Raw genomic sequence first — 14,942 nt, 5'->3', positions numbered from 1 at the left:
CCGGACAGGACTGGTGCGATGGGTTCGCAGAAGAAGAGGCCGGTGGTGCTGACCGCGCAGGACCGCGAGGAGTTGGTCCGGGTGACCACGACGGGGGTTCATCCGGCCTCGGTAATCAGGCGGGCGAGGGTGCTGCTCGCACTCGACACCTCTGCAGGCGGGATCGGCTCGCAGGAGGTGATCGCGGCCCGGCTCGGCGTCTCCGGTGAGACGTTGCGGCTGGTCGCCAAGCGTTTCACCGAAACCGGTGGCGATGTTCACGCCACCATCGCGCGGAAGAAGCGCGACCTCCCGCCGGTGCCCTCACCGGTGACCGGTGAGGTCGAAGCCCGGCTGATCGCGATGGCGTGCTCACAGCCACCCCAGGGCTATACCCGGTGGTCGCTGCGGCTGCTGGAGAAGCACGTCGCACTGGTCGAGGACATCCCCGATCTGGACCATTCCACCATCGGCCGGGTCTTAAAAAAACGGAACTGCGTCCTCACCTGAAGAAGTGCTGGACCATCCCACCACGGGCGAACGCGGAGTTCGCGGCCCGGATGGAAGACGTACTGGCCGTCTATGCCCGGCCCTATGACCCGGCACGTCCGGTCGTGTGCATGGACGAGAAGCCCTACCAGCTCCTCGGCCATGTCCGCGACCCGCTCCCGGCCCGCCCAGGTCACGACGCCTGCCAGGACAGCGAGTACATCCGCTGCGGCACGTGCTCGATCTTCGTATGGGTCGAACCCCTGCGCGGGTGGCGTCGAGTTCAGGCACTGTCCCAGAGGACCCGGATCGACTGGGCCGGCCAGGTCAGGCAGCTGCTGAGCGTGGACTACCCCGATGCCGAGACGGTTGTGCTGGTGATGGACAACCTCAACACCCACGGCATCGCCTCACTGTACGAGGCATTCGAACCAGAAGAGGCCTTCGCCCTGGCTCAGCGCCTCGAGATCCACCACACGCCCAAGCACGGGTCATGGCTCAACATCGCCGAGATCGAACTCTCCGCGCTGACCAGGCAATGTCTCGACCGCCGGATCGGCGACCTCGACACCCTCAACACCGAACTCTCAGCCTGGCAGAACGCCACCAACACCGACCAACGTCAGGTGGACTGGCAGTTCACCACCCACGACGCACGCATCAAACTGCGCCACCTCTATCCCAGGAATTAGCTGCGACAGTCTACTAGGCACCGTCGGCGCCGTCTTCATCACGCTCGGCCTCGGTGCGGCCGAAGCGGCGCACGCCGTCATCCGCCGACACGCGCCACAGAACACATCCTCAGCACAGACGCAGCCAATGCCGTCGGCCAAGTAGCGCTCCGCCTCAACAACCCATGGAAAGCAAGGGCTGAACAACAGTGATCACCACAGAACGCCTCCGGTTACGCCCGCTCACCGAAGCCGACGCCGACTGGTGGGTGCGCCTCCATGCCGACAACGAGGTCAACCGGTTCGTCGGCAGCTACACCCGTGAGCAGGCGGCCGCGCGCCTGCGCGACATCCAGCAGCAATGGACGCAGCGTGGTCACGGACTGTGCGCCGTCGAACTGCTCAGCACCGGACAGACGATTGGACGCTGCGGCCTCAACTGGTGGGAGCAGTTCGGCGAGACCGAGATCGGCTGGACCTTCGCTCGCACCCACTGGAGGCGGGGCTACGCCACAGAAGCGGCCCAGGCCGTTCTCGCGTGGGGCTTCGGCTCCCTAGAGCTCAAGCAGATCACCGCCATGATCCATCACGGCAACACTGCTTCGTCCGCCGTCGCCCAGCGCCTCGGATTCACACCGCTACGCGAGGACAGGGTCCTCAACCGCCCCTGCACCGTCTACGCCCTGGCCCGAGACGACTTCCCCTGCCCTGACAAGCGCTGACCGTGCCAATGAGGCAAACCCTCGCACAGCCGCACCGCCCTTGGCGGAACCCGGGGGCCCTCCACCTTGATCGTGGACACCTCGACACTGGATCTTGAGTCCAGGGAGGGGAGTCCCGGGTGGGGACCTACAAGTACTCGGCGGAGTTCCGGGCCGACGCGGTGGCGTTGGCCCGTTCGTCGGGCCGGCCCGTCTCGCGTATCGCCGCCGAGCTGGGTGTGCATCACGAGACGCTGCGGCAGTGGACCAAGACGGCGGAGAAGGCCGAGCGGCCCGAGGCAGTTGCGGAGTCGGCGAAGGACGCGGAGGTCGCGGAGGTCGCGGCCTTGCGCAAGCAGGTGCGCGAGCTGGAGATGGAACGTGACATTCCGCGCCGGGCGGCCAAGTATTCTGTGGGCGAGACGAACTGGTGAGCCGCTTCGAGTTCGTTGCCGACCACCGCGGCGCCTTCGGCGTGAAGCGGCTGTGCACCGTGTTGAATTGGTCGAGGTCCGGGTTCTACCGGTGGCTGAAGACCGCCCCGGCCCGCGCCGCGAAACAGGCCGCGGACGCTGCACTCACCCGCCGGATACGCAAGGTCCACACGGAATCCGGAAAGACGTACGGGGCCAAGCGGATCACCGCCGGGCTTCGCGCGGACGGTGTGGTCGTCAACCGCGAACGCGTCGAACGGCTCACGCGCCAACACGCCATCCAGGGGCGGAGGCTGAAGCATCGACACCGCACCACCATTCCGGACCCCGCCGCCCAGGCGGTGCCCAACCCGCGTGGTCTGATCAGCGGGTTGCGGGCATGACGTCGAAGTACGCCTTGGGCTTCTTCGCGTGATGCTGTGCTGGTGGGGTTGTAGGTGCCAGAAACCTCATCCATGCTGGTCAGGCCGTGTAGGGGGGTGTCTTGAGTTCCTGCCGGTCGACGGTGATGGTGGGTCCTCGGTGATTGCCGGGCGGCCCCGGGCGGCGCCAGGATGGTCGGGTGCTGCTGCGACTGCCCTACCTGGCCCTGACGAGCATGTTCACCTTGATACGGCTCCTGCCGATGGGCGATTGAGGCAAGGACGCCGAGATCCTGGCGCTGCGCCACCAACTCGTCGTGCTGCAGCGGAAGATCGACAGGCCGAGGCTCACCTGGCCGGACCGCGCGCTGCTCGCCGCACTCCTGCACCGCCGCCCCCGGGTACAACTTCGCCGACTCCAGCTGATCGTCTCCCCGACACGGTGCTGCGCCGGCACCGTGACCTGCTCCGCCGACGCCACGGCAATGCCTCCCGGACCAAGCGCCCCGGGAGACCGCGCACCATACGCTCTGTCCGGGTCCTGGTGCTGAGGCTCGCCGGCCAGGACCCCCACTGGGGGTACCGGCGCATCCACGGCGAACTCGCCGCTCTCGGCATCAAGGTCGCCGCCGCCACCGTGTGGAACATCCTCAAGGAGCACGGCATCGACCCCGCGCCCGACCGGGACCACACTGCCTGGGCGAACTTCTTGAGCTCCCAAGCACAAGCCATCGTCGCCGCCGACTTCTTCGGGTCCGCCTCGCTGCCGGCGCCCTGGCCGCCCGGGTCAACGCAGCGCGACGTGCGGAGCGCCTGGGCTCCCGGCCGTACGCCGTCGCCGTGCCTGCCGCATCGAGGTCGCACCCGCGGCCGTTCCACACCGGCCGGAGGGCCGGCCGCCTTCTGGAACAGGAGTCCGGCGTCGACGTCGACACGGTGGAGCAGTCCCGCCGGACCTTCGAAGCAGCCGCCCGGCTGGCCGCCAGGCTCCAGGACTGCATGCGGGAACGCGCCGTCGCCCGTGGCCCCCGGCCACAGCCCGCCCCGGTGACGGCCTCGCCGCCGCACACCAAGCAGCCCGGCGTCCAGCACACGCCGGGCCGGACCGCAGGAGGAGTCGCGTGAGCACGGGGCGGTCTAAATTTCTGGGCACTCTCGCGAGCCGTGCTGTCAGAGGCGGCTTGTACCCTGCACTCATTCGACGATCGGACGCTCGGACGATCACGGGTACGGGCATGCGGGCACGGGGCGGGCGTCCAGGGGCGGGAGCGCGGGGATTTCGATGAGTGACGCACATCCGATACGAAGCCGCAGACCGGGCCTCTCGGTCGGCGCGCGCATCATCGCCGGGGTCGTCCTCGCCGCGATCGGGGCCGTCGGCGCCTGGCTCCAGCACGACGCTCGCGGCCGGAGTGCGGAGCCGCGTACGGAGTTCACCGCGAACAACCCGCCCGCCGGTCTGCCCACCGCGCTCACCACCGGCCAGCACCTCCACTGGTCCAACTGCACCTCGCCGCCCACCGCGCGCACGGGCTACGACTGCACCACCATGAAGGCCCCCCTCGACTACCGGAAACCAGACGGCAGGACGATCGACGTCGCCCTGATCCGCCGCAAGGCCACCGGCCCGAACGCCCTGCGCATCGGCTCGCTCGTCCTCAACTTCGGCGGCCCCGGCGTGTCCGGCGTGAGTGGACTGCCCGAACGCCTCAACCAGTACAAGCCGCTCCTCGACCGCTACGACCTGGTCTCCTTCGACCCGCGCGGCGTTGGCGCGACCATCCCCGTGCGCTGCGGGAAGACCGCGGACGACACCGGCCACGACGGGGCCGACGCCTGCGCCGAGCACTCCCGGGCGCTCCTCCCGTACATCGGCACCTCGCACACCGCGCGCGACCTCGACCTGATGCGCTACCTCCTCGGCGACGAGCGGCTGCACTACTTCGGCGTCTCGTACGGAACGGCGCTCGGCGCGGTCTACGCCCACCTGTACCCGTCGCACGTGGGACGGCTCGTCCTCGAAGCGTCCATCGATCCGACCGAGGACCTCGACGAGGAGCAGGTGTCGCAGGTCAAGGCGGTCCAGGCGGCGTTCGACCGGTTCGCCGCGCACTGCGCGGCCCGTATCCGCCACTGCCCGACCGGCGACGGGCCCGAGGAGGCCGCGCGGCGCATGGCGCGCCTGGCCGACCGCCTGGAGAAGAAGCCCGCCCCGGCCGGCGCCGGAAGGAACCTCGACGCCGACGACCTCGCGTACGCCGTCAGCGACCATCTCCGCCTCGGCACGGACGGCTGGGCGCCGCTCGCCAAGGCCCTCACCGCGCTGATCGACCACAACGACGGCCGTCCGCTGAGCAAGGGCGCGGACGACATCGGCTCCGCCGACCGCGCGGCGACCCCGCGCGACAGCAGCCGCGCCGCCCGGACCGCGATCACCTGCGCGGACTCCAGCCTGCGCCCCGGCTTCGAACGCCTCGACCGGGACGAGGCCCGCGTCAAAGCCGCCTCACCCGTCTTCGGCGCGGCCTGGTCCACCGGCGTCTACCTCTGTTACGACTGGCCGTTCGACGGCGAGCGCGCCACGCCCCAGGTGAACGCCGACGGCGCGGCCCCCGTCCTGGTGGTCGGCGGCACCGGCGACCCGATCACCCCCTACCCCGGCGCCCGCCACATGGCCCGCGCCCTGGGCGACGGTGTCGGCGTGCTCCTGACGGCCGAGGAGGAGGGCCACGGCACATACCCGCAGAACCGCTGCGTCACGGAGACGGTCGACCAATACCTCCGCACGGGCCGCACCCCGGCCCCGGGGACGGTGTGCCGGGGCAGCATGTCCTGAGGCCCGTACGGATCCGCCCGGCGGCCGTCAGCACACCGGTTTCGCTCGCAGGGGCCCCGGGCGTGCACCACCACACCGCCCGGTCCGAGACCGCCTTCGGGTGGATGCCGGGTCGATCGCCTGGGGCATGATCGCCGACGGATACCGCCCCGATCGCTTCGACGTCATCGGAGCCCTCGTCTGCCTCACAGGAATGGCCGTGATCATGTACGCCCCGCGTGGTAACTGACGACCTCAACCGCAGGTCATTCCGCAGGTTCTGATAGCCGGACTTACCAGCATGCTCGCTGTTCAAGCGGTCTTCTCCGGTCGGTTGAGGCGGGGTTACGGGTGCGGGGCGAAGCAGGCCGGCCGTTCAAGGTTCATGCACTTCACGGCGGACCACCGGGAGGTGAGGACTTCGGTCTTTGGCGCGGTGATGCCCAGGGTCTTGCGAGGGTCGGCTTCCTCCCGGAGCCAGGACACGGCGGGACGCGGTCGAGGAAGGCGCCTTGGTCGGCGACGAACCGGTGCACGAGGGGCAGGTGGCCAACGCGTATGCCGGGTCGGGGAGTTCGCTGAGGTCGTCGGCGGCGAAGTTCATGACCAGGTAGTAGTCGAGGACGGTGCGTAGGGCGGTGGGCGGGTCAGGTGGCTAGAGGGTGAGGGACCATGAGCCACGGGACAGGGTGGTCTTGCCGTCCGGGGTGATGGTGACCCGGGCGCCGTGCAAGGGAGGTCCGCCCTCGTGGTTGAGCCGGTGGCGGATTCGTTCCAGTGCATCCCACAGGCGGCGGGGACCGCCCTGATGCACCGTCGGTGAGTCGAGGAATCCGTGGACTCCAGCGGCCACGGCGGCCTTGGCGAACCGGACCGTGCCGGCGACGGTGTCCCGGTCGGTCAGCGCCAGCGACGTCATCCCGCGCTCCGCGGCGCGCTGGACCAGGACGTCGGGCAGGGCGGCGCCGTAGCGGGCTGAGTAGCCGGAGGCGGTGTGCAGATGAGTAGATCCATGGCCCCACACCTCCTGTCGCTCGCGTGCCCCCTGCCTGACCTGCGTCTCTTTAGGTGTCCATCACTCAGAATTCAAACAAACGTTCGAAATGGTGCGTTCGGGCGTGTTTGGCGTCAGGGGTTTCCTGCCGTGACCGTTCGCGATAGGTGGCGGATGCTCACGCTTGTCGGTGAAGGCCTCGAGTCGGCTGCCACTCTCCGTCCCAGCCCTTGCTTAACCTATCGAGATTCGATAGTTTCCCATCGTTATTCGATGGAAGGATGGGTCGTGGGAAAGCTGACAGTGCGTGTGCTGCGCGCCGTGCTCGTGGTGGTGCTCGCGGGCACCGTGTTCGTACAGGCGGGGATGGTGTGGGCGTTGGTCAGCGGGAGGGACCCGGAGGACGGGTCGGTCCCGCTGACCGCGCTGCGCGTGATCACGATCCTGGGCATGGTGTCGGTGCAGGTCGCCCTGGTCTGTGTGTGGCGGCTGGTGGCGATGGTGCGACGCGGAACCGTGTTCTCCCACGCCGCCTTCCGGTACGTGGACGGGGTGATCGGCGCGATCGTGGCGGCTGCCCTCGTGTGGTTCGCGGTCACGGCCGTCAACGCGCCGGGCCAGCGGGACGACCCGGGCGTCACCGTCATCATGGGCGGGGTCGGCGTGGCCATCCTGGGGGTCGCGCTCATCGTGCTCGTACTGCGGATGCTGCTCGCCCAGGCCGTCGCGCGCGACGTCGAAGCAGCGCAGATGCAGGCCGAGTTGGACGAGGTGATCTGATGCCGATCGCCGTCGACATCGACGTGATGCTGGCCAGGCGGAAAATGTCCGTGGGCGAGCTCGCGGACCGCGTGGGGATCACGCCCGCCAACCTGGCGGTACTCAAGAACGGCCGCGCCAAGGCGGTGCGCTTCGCGACGCTCGCCGCGCTCTGCGAGGTGCTCGAGTGCCAGCCGGGCGACCTGCTGCGCTGGGAGGCCGAGGACGCCGCCGGCGGATGACGTGCCCTTCCACGGTCATGGACTTCTCGGCGCCCCGGGATCCGAGGGGAAGGCCGTGCCTGCCGACGCGTCATCGCCGATTCTGCCTGCCTTTTGACCAACTCCGTGAGCACCCCGGGGCCGTGCCCGGGGAGATCCGGGGCCTGCTGGAGCGACTGGCCGAGGTACCCGATCGTGCGATCCGCGGTGTACGGCTGTTTGTCAGCACCTTCTTGGGCTCCAGTGCATGGACTGGAAGTGGCCCCACGACGTGAGAAGTTGATCTGGCTCCACACACGGCGAGGCCATGCCAGAGGGCGTTCTGCGAGTCTTGGGTGGTTCTCGTGGTCCTTGAAGGCGGATTGTTCGTTTCCAGTGCTTCACGGCCGGCCGTCGGCGCGGTGTTCTGGTGGAATCCGGCGCAGGTGAGGACGGTATGGAGCGGGCCGGCGTCGGGGCAGCCCCGAAAACCAGGTGCCCCAGCCGCCGCCCCTGCCTACGCTCCCCGTCATGGAGAGCACCTGGACCGAGCGCCTCGTCAACGTCGTGGACGTCGAGGCGACCTGCTGGGCCGGTTCCCAGCCGCCTGGTGCGGTCAGCGAGATCATCGAGATCGGACTGGCCGTCATCGATCTGGACGCCGGTGAGCGCCTCGCCCGGCACCGGATCCTGGTGAGGCCCGTCCGGTCTGCGGTGAGCGAGTTCTGCACGGAGCTGACCGGCCTCACCCCACACGAAGTCGATCAGGGGGTCAGCTTCGCCGAGGCGTGCCGGCTGCTGGCGGCCGAGTACCGCGCAGGCATCCGGCCGTGGGTCAGTTGGGGCGACTACGACCGACACCAGTTCACCCGGCAGTGCCAGGCCACACGGACGCCCTACCCCTTCGGCCGCCACCACACCAACGCCAAGGCGGTCTTCACCGAGGCATATGGTCTGCGCAAACGCCCCGGCATGGCACAGGCCCTGGAGATCGCCGGGCGGCGGCTTGAAGGCCGTCACCACCGGGGCGAGGACGACGCCTGGAACATCGCGGCCCTCGTGCTCCACCTGTCCGGACGGGGCGTCTGGCCGGCCACGGTCGAACACCCCGTCTGACGCACCCACCCGGACCAGCAGAACCACCCGATCGAAGTGGGGCCGAAGCACCTTGCTGCAGGGGCGCGAATACCCTTCCCGCACGCCCCATCCAGCCCGCCTATGGAGCCCAAAGAACTCCGTGCAGTGGAGCCCAAAAAAGAAGAGTCTGGCACAAGTTCCGTGAACCGGTTGCTGACCGTATCGTCAGTGGCATGTATTGAGATGACGGGACTCTGTTCGCCGACCTGCTGGGAGTTCGTCTCGATGTCTGCTGCGCACCCCTCCTTGACGCGAGCTCTGGCCGAGACTCTGGTCGATGTTCTCTGGCTCATCGAAGACTGTGAACACGAGCAAACGGATCAAGACGATGCCGTCAAGGTTCTGGAGGGCGTCGCCCACGTCGTGAGCAGGCTGACACGTGAGCAGCAGGACGAGTTCCTCAGCCTGCTCGCCACCATGGCCCGCGAGGAGTCTGATCCGTCGCGGCGGGTGTTTCTGGAACAGTTCCAGGACGGCTTCGGACTGGTGGAGGACGCGGGCTGACCGCAGCCTCAGGACAGCAGGACCCGCTTACGCAGCAGCCCGAAGCCTGCGCGGCCGGACATCTGCAGTTTGAGCATCTTGATCCGGTTGACTGTTCCTTCGACGGGGCCGGAGTTCCAGTCGGTGGTCAGTGCGGCGGTCACCGCGTCGAAGTCGCTGTTCAGACCGGTGGCGAAGCTGCTGATGCCGGGCAGGCCGGCGTCGGTGGCCTCGGTGATCCACTCGGGCAGACGGTCGCCGCTGAGGGTGGTGAGCATCTCGGCGAACGAGCTGGTCAGCTCTGCGGCGGAGGCCAGTTCCGGGCAGCGGTCGCGTACGGCCTTGCGGTGCAGCTTCTCCTGGTCGGTCAGTGTGGCGGGATGGCGGGTGAGCCAGCCGGTCACCTGCCGTATCGACAGGGGTGGTGGGCCGGGCGTGAAGTCTTCCTGCTGCGGCAGATCGCGGCGGATCCGGTCGCGAACGGTGGAGTAGTGGCAGCGGAAACCGCGTGCGGTGATCTCCCGGTGGAAACCGGGGACGGTCACGTTCCCGTCGGTCTCGGCCCAGCGGTCGGCCAGGTAAGGCTTGAACGGGTCGAGTTTGCTGCGAGTTGACGCTTGCGGCCCTTGGCCATGTCCTGCCAGCGGGCCGCCCGGGCGTACCGCTGGACGGTTTGCCGTCCCCAGCCCAGGTGGCGGGCGATTTGGCGCAGGCCCATGCCCTGGGCGAGGAGATGGTGGACGAGGGCGTGGTGGGCGCGAGCCCGTTCGGCGAACTTGCCGGTCGGTTCGTCCGGCTCGGTGTCCTCGCCCGATGCCGCAGCGATGGGCGTCTCCCACGCGGGTTCAGGTTCCGGGGCGGTCGGCGGAAGGGCATGCAGGCAGGAGTGGTGGTTGGCGACGGCCTTCTCGACCGCAGAGGCGAGGTTCTGCCAGAGGTGAAAGCGGTCGGCAACCTGGAGGGCCTGGGGCGGGGCGGTGTCGGCTGCCTCCGCGTAAGTGCCCGTGTCAGGTCCTTGCATGACAAGTCGAGTGGTCTGTTGATGCAGTTCAGGGGCTCGTCGCTTCGGGCGGATCCGCCCGAAGCGACGGCTGGGCCACAGGTACCGCCCGCCGTACGGTGGTCGTACGGGAAGGGACGGGGTGCCCCGGCTGCGTCTGGTCGTCGTCGCGGTCGACGGGGGCGGGCCGAGGTTGTGCCGGGGGTGCGGTGGTCCGTTGATGCCGTCGACGAAGTCGACGGCGGTGTACTGCTCTCCCGCCTGCCGCAAACGGGCCTGGCACACGCGGCGGCGAGGTCGACCTCGACGAGCAGCTTCAGAAGTTGCTGAAGGGCTCGGGTGAGTAGCGATGGGGCGGGGCGTTCCCACTCACGTCCACGCGGAAGCCATCCTGTCCGCTCTGCTGGAGGCCGCGATGCAGTTCAACGCGGTCGTCGAGACGAACGTGCATGCGGTCAAACTGTATCGGTCCATCGGTTTCGAGGTGCTTGGCACGTTGCCGGAAGGCTTCCGGCATCCCTCGAAGGGCTACGTCGGGCTCCACATCATGCACCGCGCACTCTGAGCCACAGCAGAAACTGAGACAGACGATCCAGAACCCGCCACCCGCCGTTCGGATCAGCGTCGATGGACGCCGGTCCGAACGGCAAACAGAGACCTGTCCCGCTGCATAGCCCCGTGAGGAGCGCAAAGAGGTTCAGAAAGCTTCTCAGCTTGTTCACTATCTTCGGGGCGGTCGGCGTACAAAGATCATGTACTTAGCTGGGTGCAGGCGGCATGCGCAGAGGCTGCCGCCGCCCTGAAGGATGGCCTTGCCGGAGTCAGTCAGCGGTCTTGTAGACCCCACACAGGAAACAGGCCATCCCACTTCTACGCGCGGCGTGCACGACCTCCGTTGATGTGGTCGATCTGTTCGAGGAGAACGGCATTCAGCTGTGCACGCGCGGCCCTGACCTGCTCCAGGGCCTCCAGAACCTCGCGACGTACCGGGACTTCTGGCCGGGCAGGGCTCTGCAGGACTTCTGCACGGACTTCGTGAGTCGCCTCTCGCAACCGGCCCAGGAGCTGGGACAGGGTTGCGGAGGCTGAACCGTTTGCATTGCCCGCTTCCGGACGGCCAGGGGGAGCCTGGACCAAAGGGATGCCGTGTGGTGGCGTGTCCTGCGATTCGAGCCAAAGACCACTGTGAGCGAGAGCGTGCCCAGCCTCGGTAGTCTCTGCGCTGACTCGGTCGATGCTCTCATCGAATCGGTCGACGTCCACAGGACGGTGGGCCTCCAGATCTTGGACGGTGCGCTCCAGCGCATCGACCCATGCTCGACCCGTGGTTCGCATCTTCAGTAGCCGAGTGATCTCTGTTTCCCTTCGACGGGTCTGCTCCTCACTCGTCCTCTGCTCTGACTGTCGCCGATGCAGAAGTGCCGGGCCGTAGACCGTCGCGAGGCCGGCGATTCCAGCTCCCCCCAGCGCCCCGAGCAGTCCATACAACGCGCCGTTGTCGCTCATGCCCCGACTCCCTCGGAATCTCCGCCTGTACGCATGCCATCTCGATCACCGTTGCCCCCTCGGCCAGAGGGGGGAAGCCTGAACCCTTGCATGAGCATGTACCCAGCTCTGCAGATGAACCCGTGCCTTGACACGGGCTCGAATAAGTCTCGAACTTGAGGCGCTTTTGCCTACATAGTGTCTCTTCGATCAGTGATTCGTTGTTCTGGTCATGCTCAGCAGGGGGGATCTGACCGACGACGAATGGGCGGTGCTGGAGCCATTGCTGCCCAACAGCTCCGCCACCGGCACTGCCCAGTACCTCAAAAGGGGCCCCACAAAGATCAGTTCACCTGCACGCGCACATGCGTCTGCGCCCGTTCCTGGCGGAGGCGGTGCGTCAGGCGAAGCACTCGGCCGCTCCCGCGGCGGGCTGACCACGAAGGTCCATCTGAGCGCGGACGGTAAGTGCCGACCGCTCTCACTGGTCGTCACACCCGGCCAGCGGGCGGACTGTACCCAGTTCGAACCGGTCATGGACAAGATCTACGTACCCCGACTCGGGGCGGGCCGACCGCGGCGGCTGCCGGACAGCGCCAGCGCCGACAAGGCATACAGCAACGGCCTGATCCGCTCCTACCTGCGACGACGTGGCATCCGGCACGTGATCCCAGAGAAGAGCGACACCAAGTCCGCCCGCCTCGGCAGGGGTTCACGCGGCGGTCGGCCACCCGGCTTCGACAAGACCCGGTACAAAGCCAGGAACACCGTCGAGCGGGCGATCAACAAGCGCAAGCAGTTCAGAGCCGTCGCCACCCGCTATGACAAGCGCGGATACGTCTTCCTCGGCACCGTCACCGCTGCCGCACTCCTCATCTGGCTCCGCTCGTGATCGAGGAAGCAAGGCGCTAGGCGTCCCGGTATTGGTCCCAGACCTCGGGGCATTGCTGGAAGCCGGCTGACTTGTAGGTGGCGATGGCGCCGACATTGGAGCTCGGGGCGCAGACGATCGCGCTCGACGAGCCCAGCTCCTGGAGTGCGGCCGCCGCGGCTACGGTGACCGCCTCACCGTAGCCGTGACGGCGATGTTCCCGGTGCACGCCCATCGGTTCGAGCAACCCGGGCCTACCCGGACCGGCCGACCACACCGTCACCGCCGCCACCGCGTTGCCCTGGTCGTCGTACGCGACCAGGCACCGGGCGTCGGCGTACGGCAATCCGGCCGCCATCGCGTGCCAGCGCTCGTCCGTGAACCTCGACCCGTCGAACGCTGCCCGATGTACTGCGGCAAACACGTTCGCCTGCTCCGGTCCGACCACCTCGATCCGCACGCCTGGGTCCTTCACCGGCTCCGTGAGGTCGCGGCGCAGCGGCGTCCACGGCTCGTCGGCGTTCCAGCCGTCCTCGAACAGCAGATCTTGGACCAGCGCACCCATCGGCGCCTCGATGTTCGCCTTCCCCTCGGGCAGCACGCCGCGCTCCGGCTCGGCCACGTCTTCAACCAATCGCTGCGCCAGCTCCTCGCCCTGCTGAGCGTCTGGCGCGATCGTCAGCCGTAACAGCCCGGGACCGTCCAGCAGGCCGACGGCGAGAACCTGTCCGTCCCGGCTCCACGTCCGGACCGCAGCGGCGGTCGCTTCCGCACCTGACCGCCAGAACCAGCCCAGGTCCCCCGGATGCAGTTGCATCGGCGCCCCGTCGTACTGCCACTCCCGCAGCACACCCACAGCCTCGCTCAGCCCGTCGACTCCAGGCTTGCCCAACACAATCGCCATACCCCCGATCACACACCACCGCACCGACAGTCCGCACCCGGTTCCGACCGGCCGGCGTGGTGCGGGTTTGGAGACTCGGGAACGCAGCCGATGATCGAAGAGACACGGCCCAGTTCGTCGAGCACGTAGGGCGGCCTTCACGCGATCGTGTGCCAAGTCGAGTAGGCATCTGGACCGTGCGAAGGCCGTGGCCATGAGTGTGCTCCTATCCGGGCTCAGGATGGAGGCGTTGGCGCAAGCCTCACGCTTCCGGGGCGAGTTCTACGCGTGCTTGTCCGCCCGGCGGGACGAGCTGTTCGAGCTCACCGACGCGGTGCTGTGCGTGGACGGCCCGGTGGTCTCGCCGGTCGATCTGACGATGGTGCCCGAACACCGCCGTGGGCACGGAACGTTGTACGGAGCCCTCAACCGCGGCGGGATCGATATCGAGCGGCTGCGGACCCTGCCGGCCGGGCTGCCGCTGCCCCGGTTCGAGGATCGGCGCCTGGTGCTGGCGGTCGATGTGTCGCCGTGGCTGCGGTCGGACGCGCCGTGCTCGGCGGACAGGCTGTTCTGCCATGTCTACGGTCGGGCGAAGTCCGCGTCGCAGTTCATTCCGGGCTGGCCGTACTCCTTCGTCGCTGTCCTGGAGCCTGGGGCCACGTCGTGGACCGGCATCTTGGATGTGGTCCGGCTCGGGCCCGAGGACGACGCGACCGCGGTCACCGCCGCCCAGCTGAGGGGTGTGGTTGAGCGGCTCGTCGCGGCTGGCCGGTGGACGCCCGGGGACCCGGACATCACGATCGTCATGGACGCCGGCTACGACGTCACCCGTCTGGCCTGGCTCCTGCGGGATCTGCCTGTCGAACTGGTCGGACGGATCCGCGGCGACCGCGTGATGCGACTGCCGAAGCCTCCCCGTGTCTACAACCCCAACGGCGGCCACCCGCCCAAGCACGGGCCGGAGTTCCGCTTCACCAAGCCCGAGACCTGGCCCGAACCGGCGATCACCACCTCCACCGACACCGTGAACTACGGCAAGGCCGAAGCCCAGGCGTGGGACCGGGTCCACCAGAGGCTGACCCACCGCTCGGCCTGGCTGGAGCACGACGCTGAACTCCCCATCGTCGAGGGCACCTTGGTCCGCCTCGAGGTCGAGCACCTCTTGAAAGACCGGGAAGCCCCGCCGGTCTGGTTGTGGTCCTCGAAGACTGCTGCCGCCCCGGCGGACGTGGACCTGTTGTGGCAGGTGTTCCTCAGGAGATTCGATCTGGAGCACACCTTCCGGTTCGGAAAACAGACCCTCGGCTGGACCACATCGAAGATCCGTGCTCCCGAGGCGGCGGACCGCTGGACCTCGCTCCTGGTCGTCGCCCACACCCAGCTCCGCCTCGCCCGGCCGCTGGCCGGCGACCTCCGCCGGCCCTGGGAGAAGCCGACCAAGCCCGAACACCTCACCCCGGCCCGGGTCCGCCGCGGGTTCAGGAACATCCGCGCCTACCTGCTCTGCCCGGCCCGTGTTCCCCAACCGACCGGAACTGGGCCCGGACGACCCCCCGGCTCGAAGAACCGGCGGCCCGCCACCCGCTACGACGTCGGCAAAACCGTCAAACGCCCCGAGACCCTCAAGGCCATCGGCAGACCTCGTAGATCCTGTAGATAAGGAACAAGCTCAAGGG

17 protein-coding genes and 5 pseudogenes are annotated in these 14,942 nt (G+C 68.2%); 17 read left to right on the top strand and 5 right to left on the bottom strand.

All coding sequences use genetic code 11. The features are described from left to right. Positions 1-18 precede the first annotated feature (18 nt). The 9 genes and pseudogenes from OG568_RS56120 to OG568_RS56080 form a co-directional block, all read left to right on the top strand. Complete coding sequence (locus tag OG568_RS56120; protein ID WP_266624875.1) at positions 19-489, top strand: helix-turn-helix domain-containing protein; 471 nt, start codon at positions 19-21, stop codon at positions 487-489. Beyond that, entirely contained in the window at positions 378-1,160 is a 783-nt protein-coding gene (locus OG568_RS56115) for an IS630 family transposase (RefSeq protein WP_266624874.1), read from the top strand. The genes OG568_RS56120 and OG568_RS56115 overlap by 112 nt, the downstream gene beginning before the upstream one ends. Before the next feature lie 188 nt (positions 1,161-1,348). Then, entirely contained in the window at positions 1,349-1,861 is a 513-nt protein-coding gene (locus OG568_RS56110) for a GNAT family N-acetyltransferase (RefSeq protein WP_329537704.1), read from the top strand. A 119-nt stretch (positions 1,862-1,980) separates the two neighbouring features. After that, positions 1,981-2,274 carry a transposase gene (locus tag OG568_RS56105; protein WP_329537703.1) on the top strand — a complete coding sequence of 98 codons (294 nt, stop codon included), beginning with the start codon at positions 1,981-1,983 and terminating at the stop codon, positions 2,272-2,274. Next, on the top strand, positions 2,271-2,657 hold the full coding sequence (locus tag OG568_RS56100; RefSeq protein ID WP_329537702.1) for an IS3 family transposase: 387 nt from the start codon (positions 2,271-2,273) through the stop codon (positions 2,655-2,657). The genes OG568_RS56105 and OG568_RS56100 overlap by 4 nt, the downstream gene beginning before the upstream one ends. Positions 2,658-2,926: 269 nt before the next feature. Beyond that, positions 2,927-3,402, top strand: a pseudogene (locus OG568_RS56095) (transcriptional regulator); the annotation flags it as partial. A gap of 74 nt (positions 3,403-3,476) precedes the next feature. Beyond that, positions 3,477-3,761 carry a hypothetical protein gene (locus OG568_RS56090; protein ID WP_329538340.1) on the top strand — a complete coding sequence of 95 codons (285 nt, stop codon included), beginning with the start codon at positions 3,477-3,479 and terminating at the stop codon, positions 3,759-3,761. A 157-nt stretch (positions 3,762-3,918) separates the two neighbouring features. After that, the gene (locus tag OG568_RS56085) at positions 3,919-5,472 is read left to right on the top strand and encodes an alpha/beta hydrolase (RefSeq protein WP_329537701.1); all 1,554 of its coding nucleotides are present in this window, start codon (positions 3,919-3,921) and stop codon (positions 5,470-5,472) included. Positions 5,473-5,578: 106 nt separating this feature from the next. Continuing rightward, positions 5,579-5,701 (top strand): annotated as a pseudogene (locus tag OG568_RS56080) (YnfA family protein); the annotation flags it as partial. 405 nt (positions 5,702-6,106) lie between these two features. Here OG568_RS56080 and OG568_RS56075 read toward each other — a convergent pair. Both OG568_RS56075 and OG568_RS56070 read right to left on the bottom strand, forming a co-directional pair. Then, positions 6,107-6,277 (bottom strand): annotated as a pseudogene (locus OG568_RS56075) (protein-L-isoaspartate(D-aspartate) O-methyltransferase); the annotation flags it as partial. A gap of 12 nt (positions 6,278-6,289) precedes the next feature. Further along, positions 6,290-6,475, bottom strand: a pseudogene (locus tag OG568_RS56070) (PHP domain-containing protein); the annotation flags it as partial. A gap of 258 nt (positions 6,476-6,733) precedes the next feature. Here OG568_RS56070 and OG568_RS56065 point away from each other — a divergent pair. The 4 genes from OG568_RS56065 to OG568_RS56050 all read left to right on the top strand — a co-directional run bounded on the left by OG568_RS56065 (position 6,734) and on the right by OG568_RS56050 (position 9,045). Beyond that, entirely contained in the window at positions 6,734-7,225 is a 492-nt protein-coding gene (locus tag OG568_RS56065) for a DUF2975 domain-containing protein (protein WP_329537700.1), read from the top strand. Next, on the top strand, positions 7,225-7,446 hold the full coding sequence (locus tag OG568_RS56060) for a helix-turn-helix domain-containing protein (RefSeq protein WP_030724363.1): 222 nt from the start codon (positions 7,225-7,227) through the stop codon (positions 7,444-7,446). The genes OG568_RS56065 and OG568_RS56060 overlap by 1 nt, the downstream gene beginning before the upstream one ends. A gap of 489 nt (positions 7,447-7,935) precedes the next feature. Next, on the top strand, positions 7,936-8,520 hold the full coding sequence (locus OG568_RS56055; RefSeq protein WP_329537699.1) for a 3'-5' exonuclease: 585 nt from the start codon (positions 7,936-7,938) through the stop codon (positions 8,518-8,520). A gap of 189 nt (positions 8,521-8,709) precedes the next feature. Further along, entirely contained in the window at positions 8,710-9,045 is a 336-nt protein-coding gene (locus OG568_RS56050) for a hypothetical protein (RefSeq protein WP_329537698.1), read from the top strand. Positions 9,046-9,053: 8 nt separating this feature from the next. On the opposite strand, the gene OG568_RS56045 is transcribed toward OG568_RS56050, so the two are convergent. Together OG568_RS56045 and OG568_RS56040 are read right to left on the bottom strand one after the other, a co-directional pair. Then, on the bottom strand, positions 9,054-9,569 hold the full coding sequence (locus tag OG568_RS56045; protein WP_329537697.1) for a transposase: 516 nt from the start codon (positions 9,567-9,569) through the stop codon (positions 9,054-9,056). Further along, complete coding sequence (locus tag OG568_RS56040) at positions 9,566-10,045, bottom strand: hypothetical protein (RefSeq protein WP_329537696.1); 480 nt, start codon at positions 10,043-10,045, stop codon at positions 9,566-9,568. Before OG568_RS56040 ends, OG568_RS56045 begins: the two co-directional genes overlap by 4 nt. Positions 10,046-10,436: 391 nt before the next feature. Between OG568_RS56040 and OG568_RS56035 the strand changes: the two are divergent. The 3 genes and pseudogenes from OG568_RS56035 to OG568_RS56025 form a co-directional block, all read left to right on the top strand. Beyond that, a pseudogene (locus OG568_RS56035) lies at positions 10,437-10,589 on the top strand (GNAT family N-acetyltransferase); the annotation flags it as partial. A gap of 335 nt (positions 10,590-10,924) precedes the next feature. Beyond that, complete coding sequence (locus OG568_RS56030) at positions 10,925-11,113, top strand: hypothetical protein (protein WP_329537695.1); 189 nt, start codon at positions 10,925-10,927, stop codon at positions 11,111-11,113. Between the two features lie 628 nt (positions 11,114-11,741). Next, entirely contained in the window at positions 11,742-12,401 is a 660-nt protein-coding gene (locus tag OG568_RS56025) for an IS5 family transposase (RefSeq protein ID WP_329537694.1), read from the top strand. A 16-nt stretch (positions 12,402-12,417) separates the two neighbouring features. Here the strand turns inward: OG568_RS56025 and OG568_RS56020 are convergent, their stop codons facing one another. Next, the gene (locus tag OG568_RS56020) at positions 12,418-13,284 is read right to left on the bottom strand and encodes a GNAT family N-acetyltransferase (RefSeq protein WP_329537693.1); all 867 of its coding nucleotides are present in this window, start codon (positions 13,282-13,284) and stop codon (positions 12,418-12,420) included. Between the two features lie 193 nt (positions 13,285-13,477). On the opposite strand from OG568_RS56020, the gene OG568_RS56015 reads away from it, so the two are divergent. Next, positions 13,478-14,926 carry an NF041680 family putative transposase gene (locus OG568_RS56015; protein ID WP_329537691.1) on the top strand — a complete coding sequence of 483 codons (1,449 nt, stop codon included), beginning with the start codon at positions 13,478-13,480 and terminating at the stop codon, positions 14,924-14,926. Positions 14,927-14,942 lie beyond the last annotated feature (16 nt).

It is taken from the genome of Streptomyces sp. NBC_01450, from assembly GCF_036227505.1.
GTDB lineage: Bacteria > Actinomycetota > Actinomycetes > Streptomycetales > Streptomycetaceae > Streptomyces.
Note: the sequence above shows the minus strand (reverse complement) of the source record. Positions and strands in the feature narration are given on the sequence as shown.

Coding starts and splice junctions, on each gene's coding strand:
- OG568_RS56120 (WP_266624875.1), top strand. CDS start 19: ATGGGTTCGCAGAAGAAGAGGCCGGTGGTGCTGACCGCGCAGGACCGC.
- OG568_RS56055 (WP_329537699.1), top strand. CDS start 7,936: ATGGAGAGCACCTGGACCGAGCGCCTCGTCAACGTCGTGGACGTCGAG.
- OG568_RS56015 (WP_329537691.1), top strand. CDS start 13,478: ATGAGTGTGCTCCTATCCGGGCTCAGGATGGAGGCGTTGGCGCAAGCC.
- OG568_RS56020 (WP_329537693.1), bottom strand. CDS start 13,284: ATGGCGATTGTGTTGGGCAAGCCTGGAGTCGACGGGCTGAGCGAGGCT.
- OG568_RS56025 (WP_329537694.1), top strand. CDS start 11,742: ATGCTCAGCAGGGGGGATCTGACCGACGACGAATGGGCGGTGCTGGAG.
- OG568_RS56085 (WP_329537701.1), top strand. CDS start 3,919: ATGAGTGACGCACATCCGATACGAAGCCGCAGACCGGGCCTCTCGGTC.
- OG568_RS56060 (WP_030724363.1), top strand. CDS start 7,225: ATGCCGATCGCCGTCGACATCGACGTGATGCTGGCCAGGCGGAAAATG.
- OG568_RS56040 (WP_329537696.1), bottom strand. CDS start 10,045: ATGCAAGGACCTGACACGGGCACTTACGCGGAGGCAGCCGACACCGCC.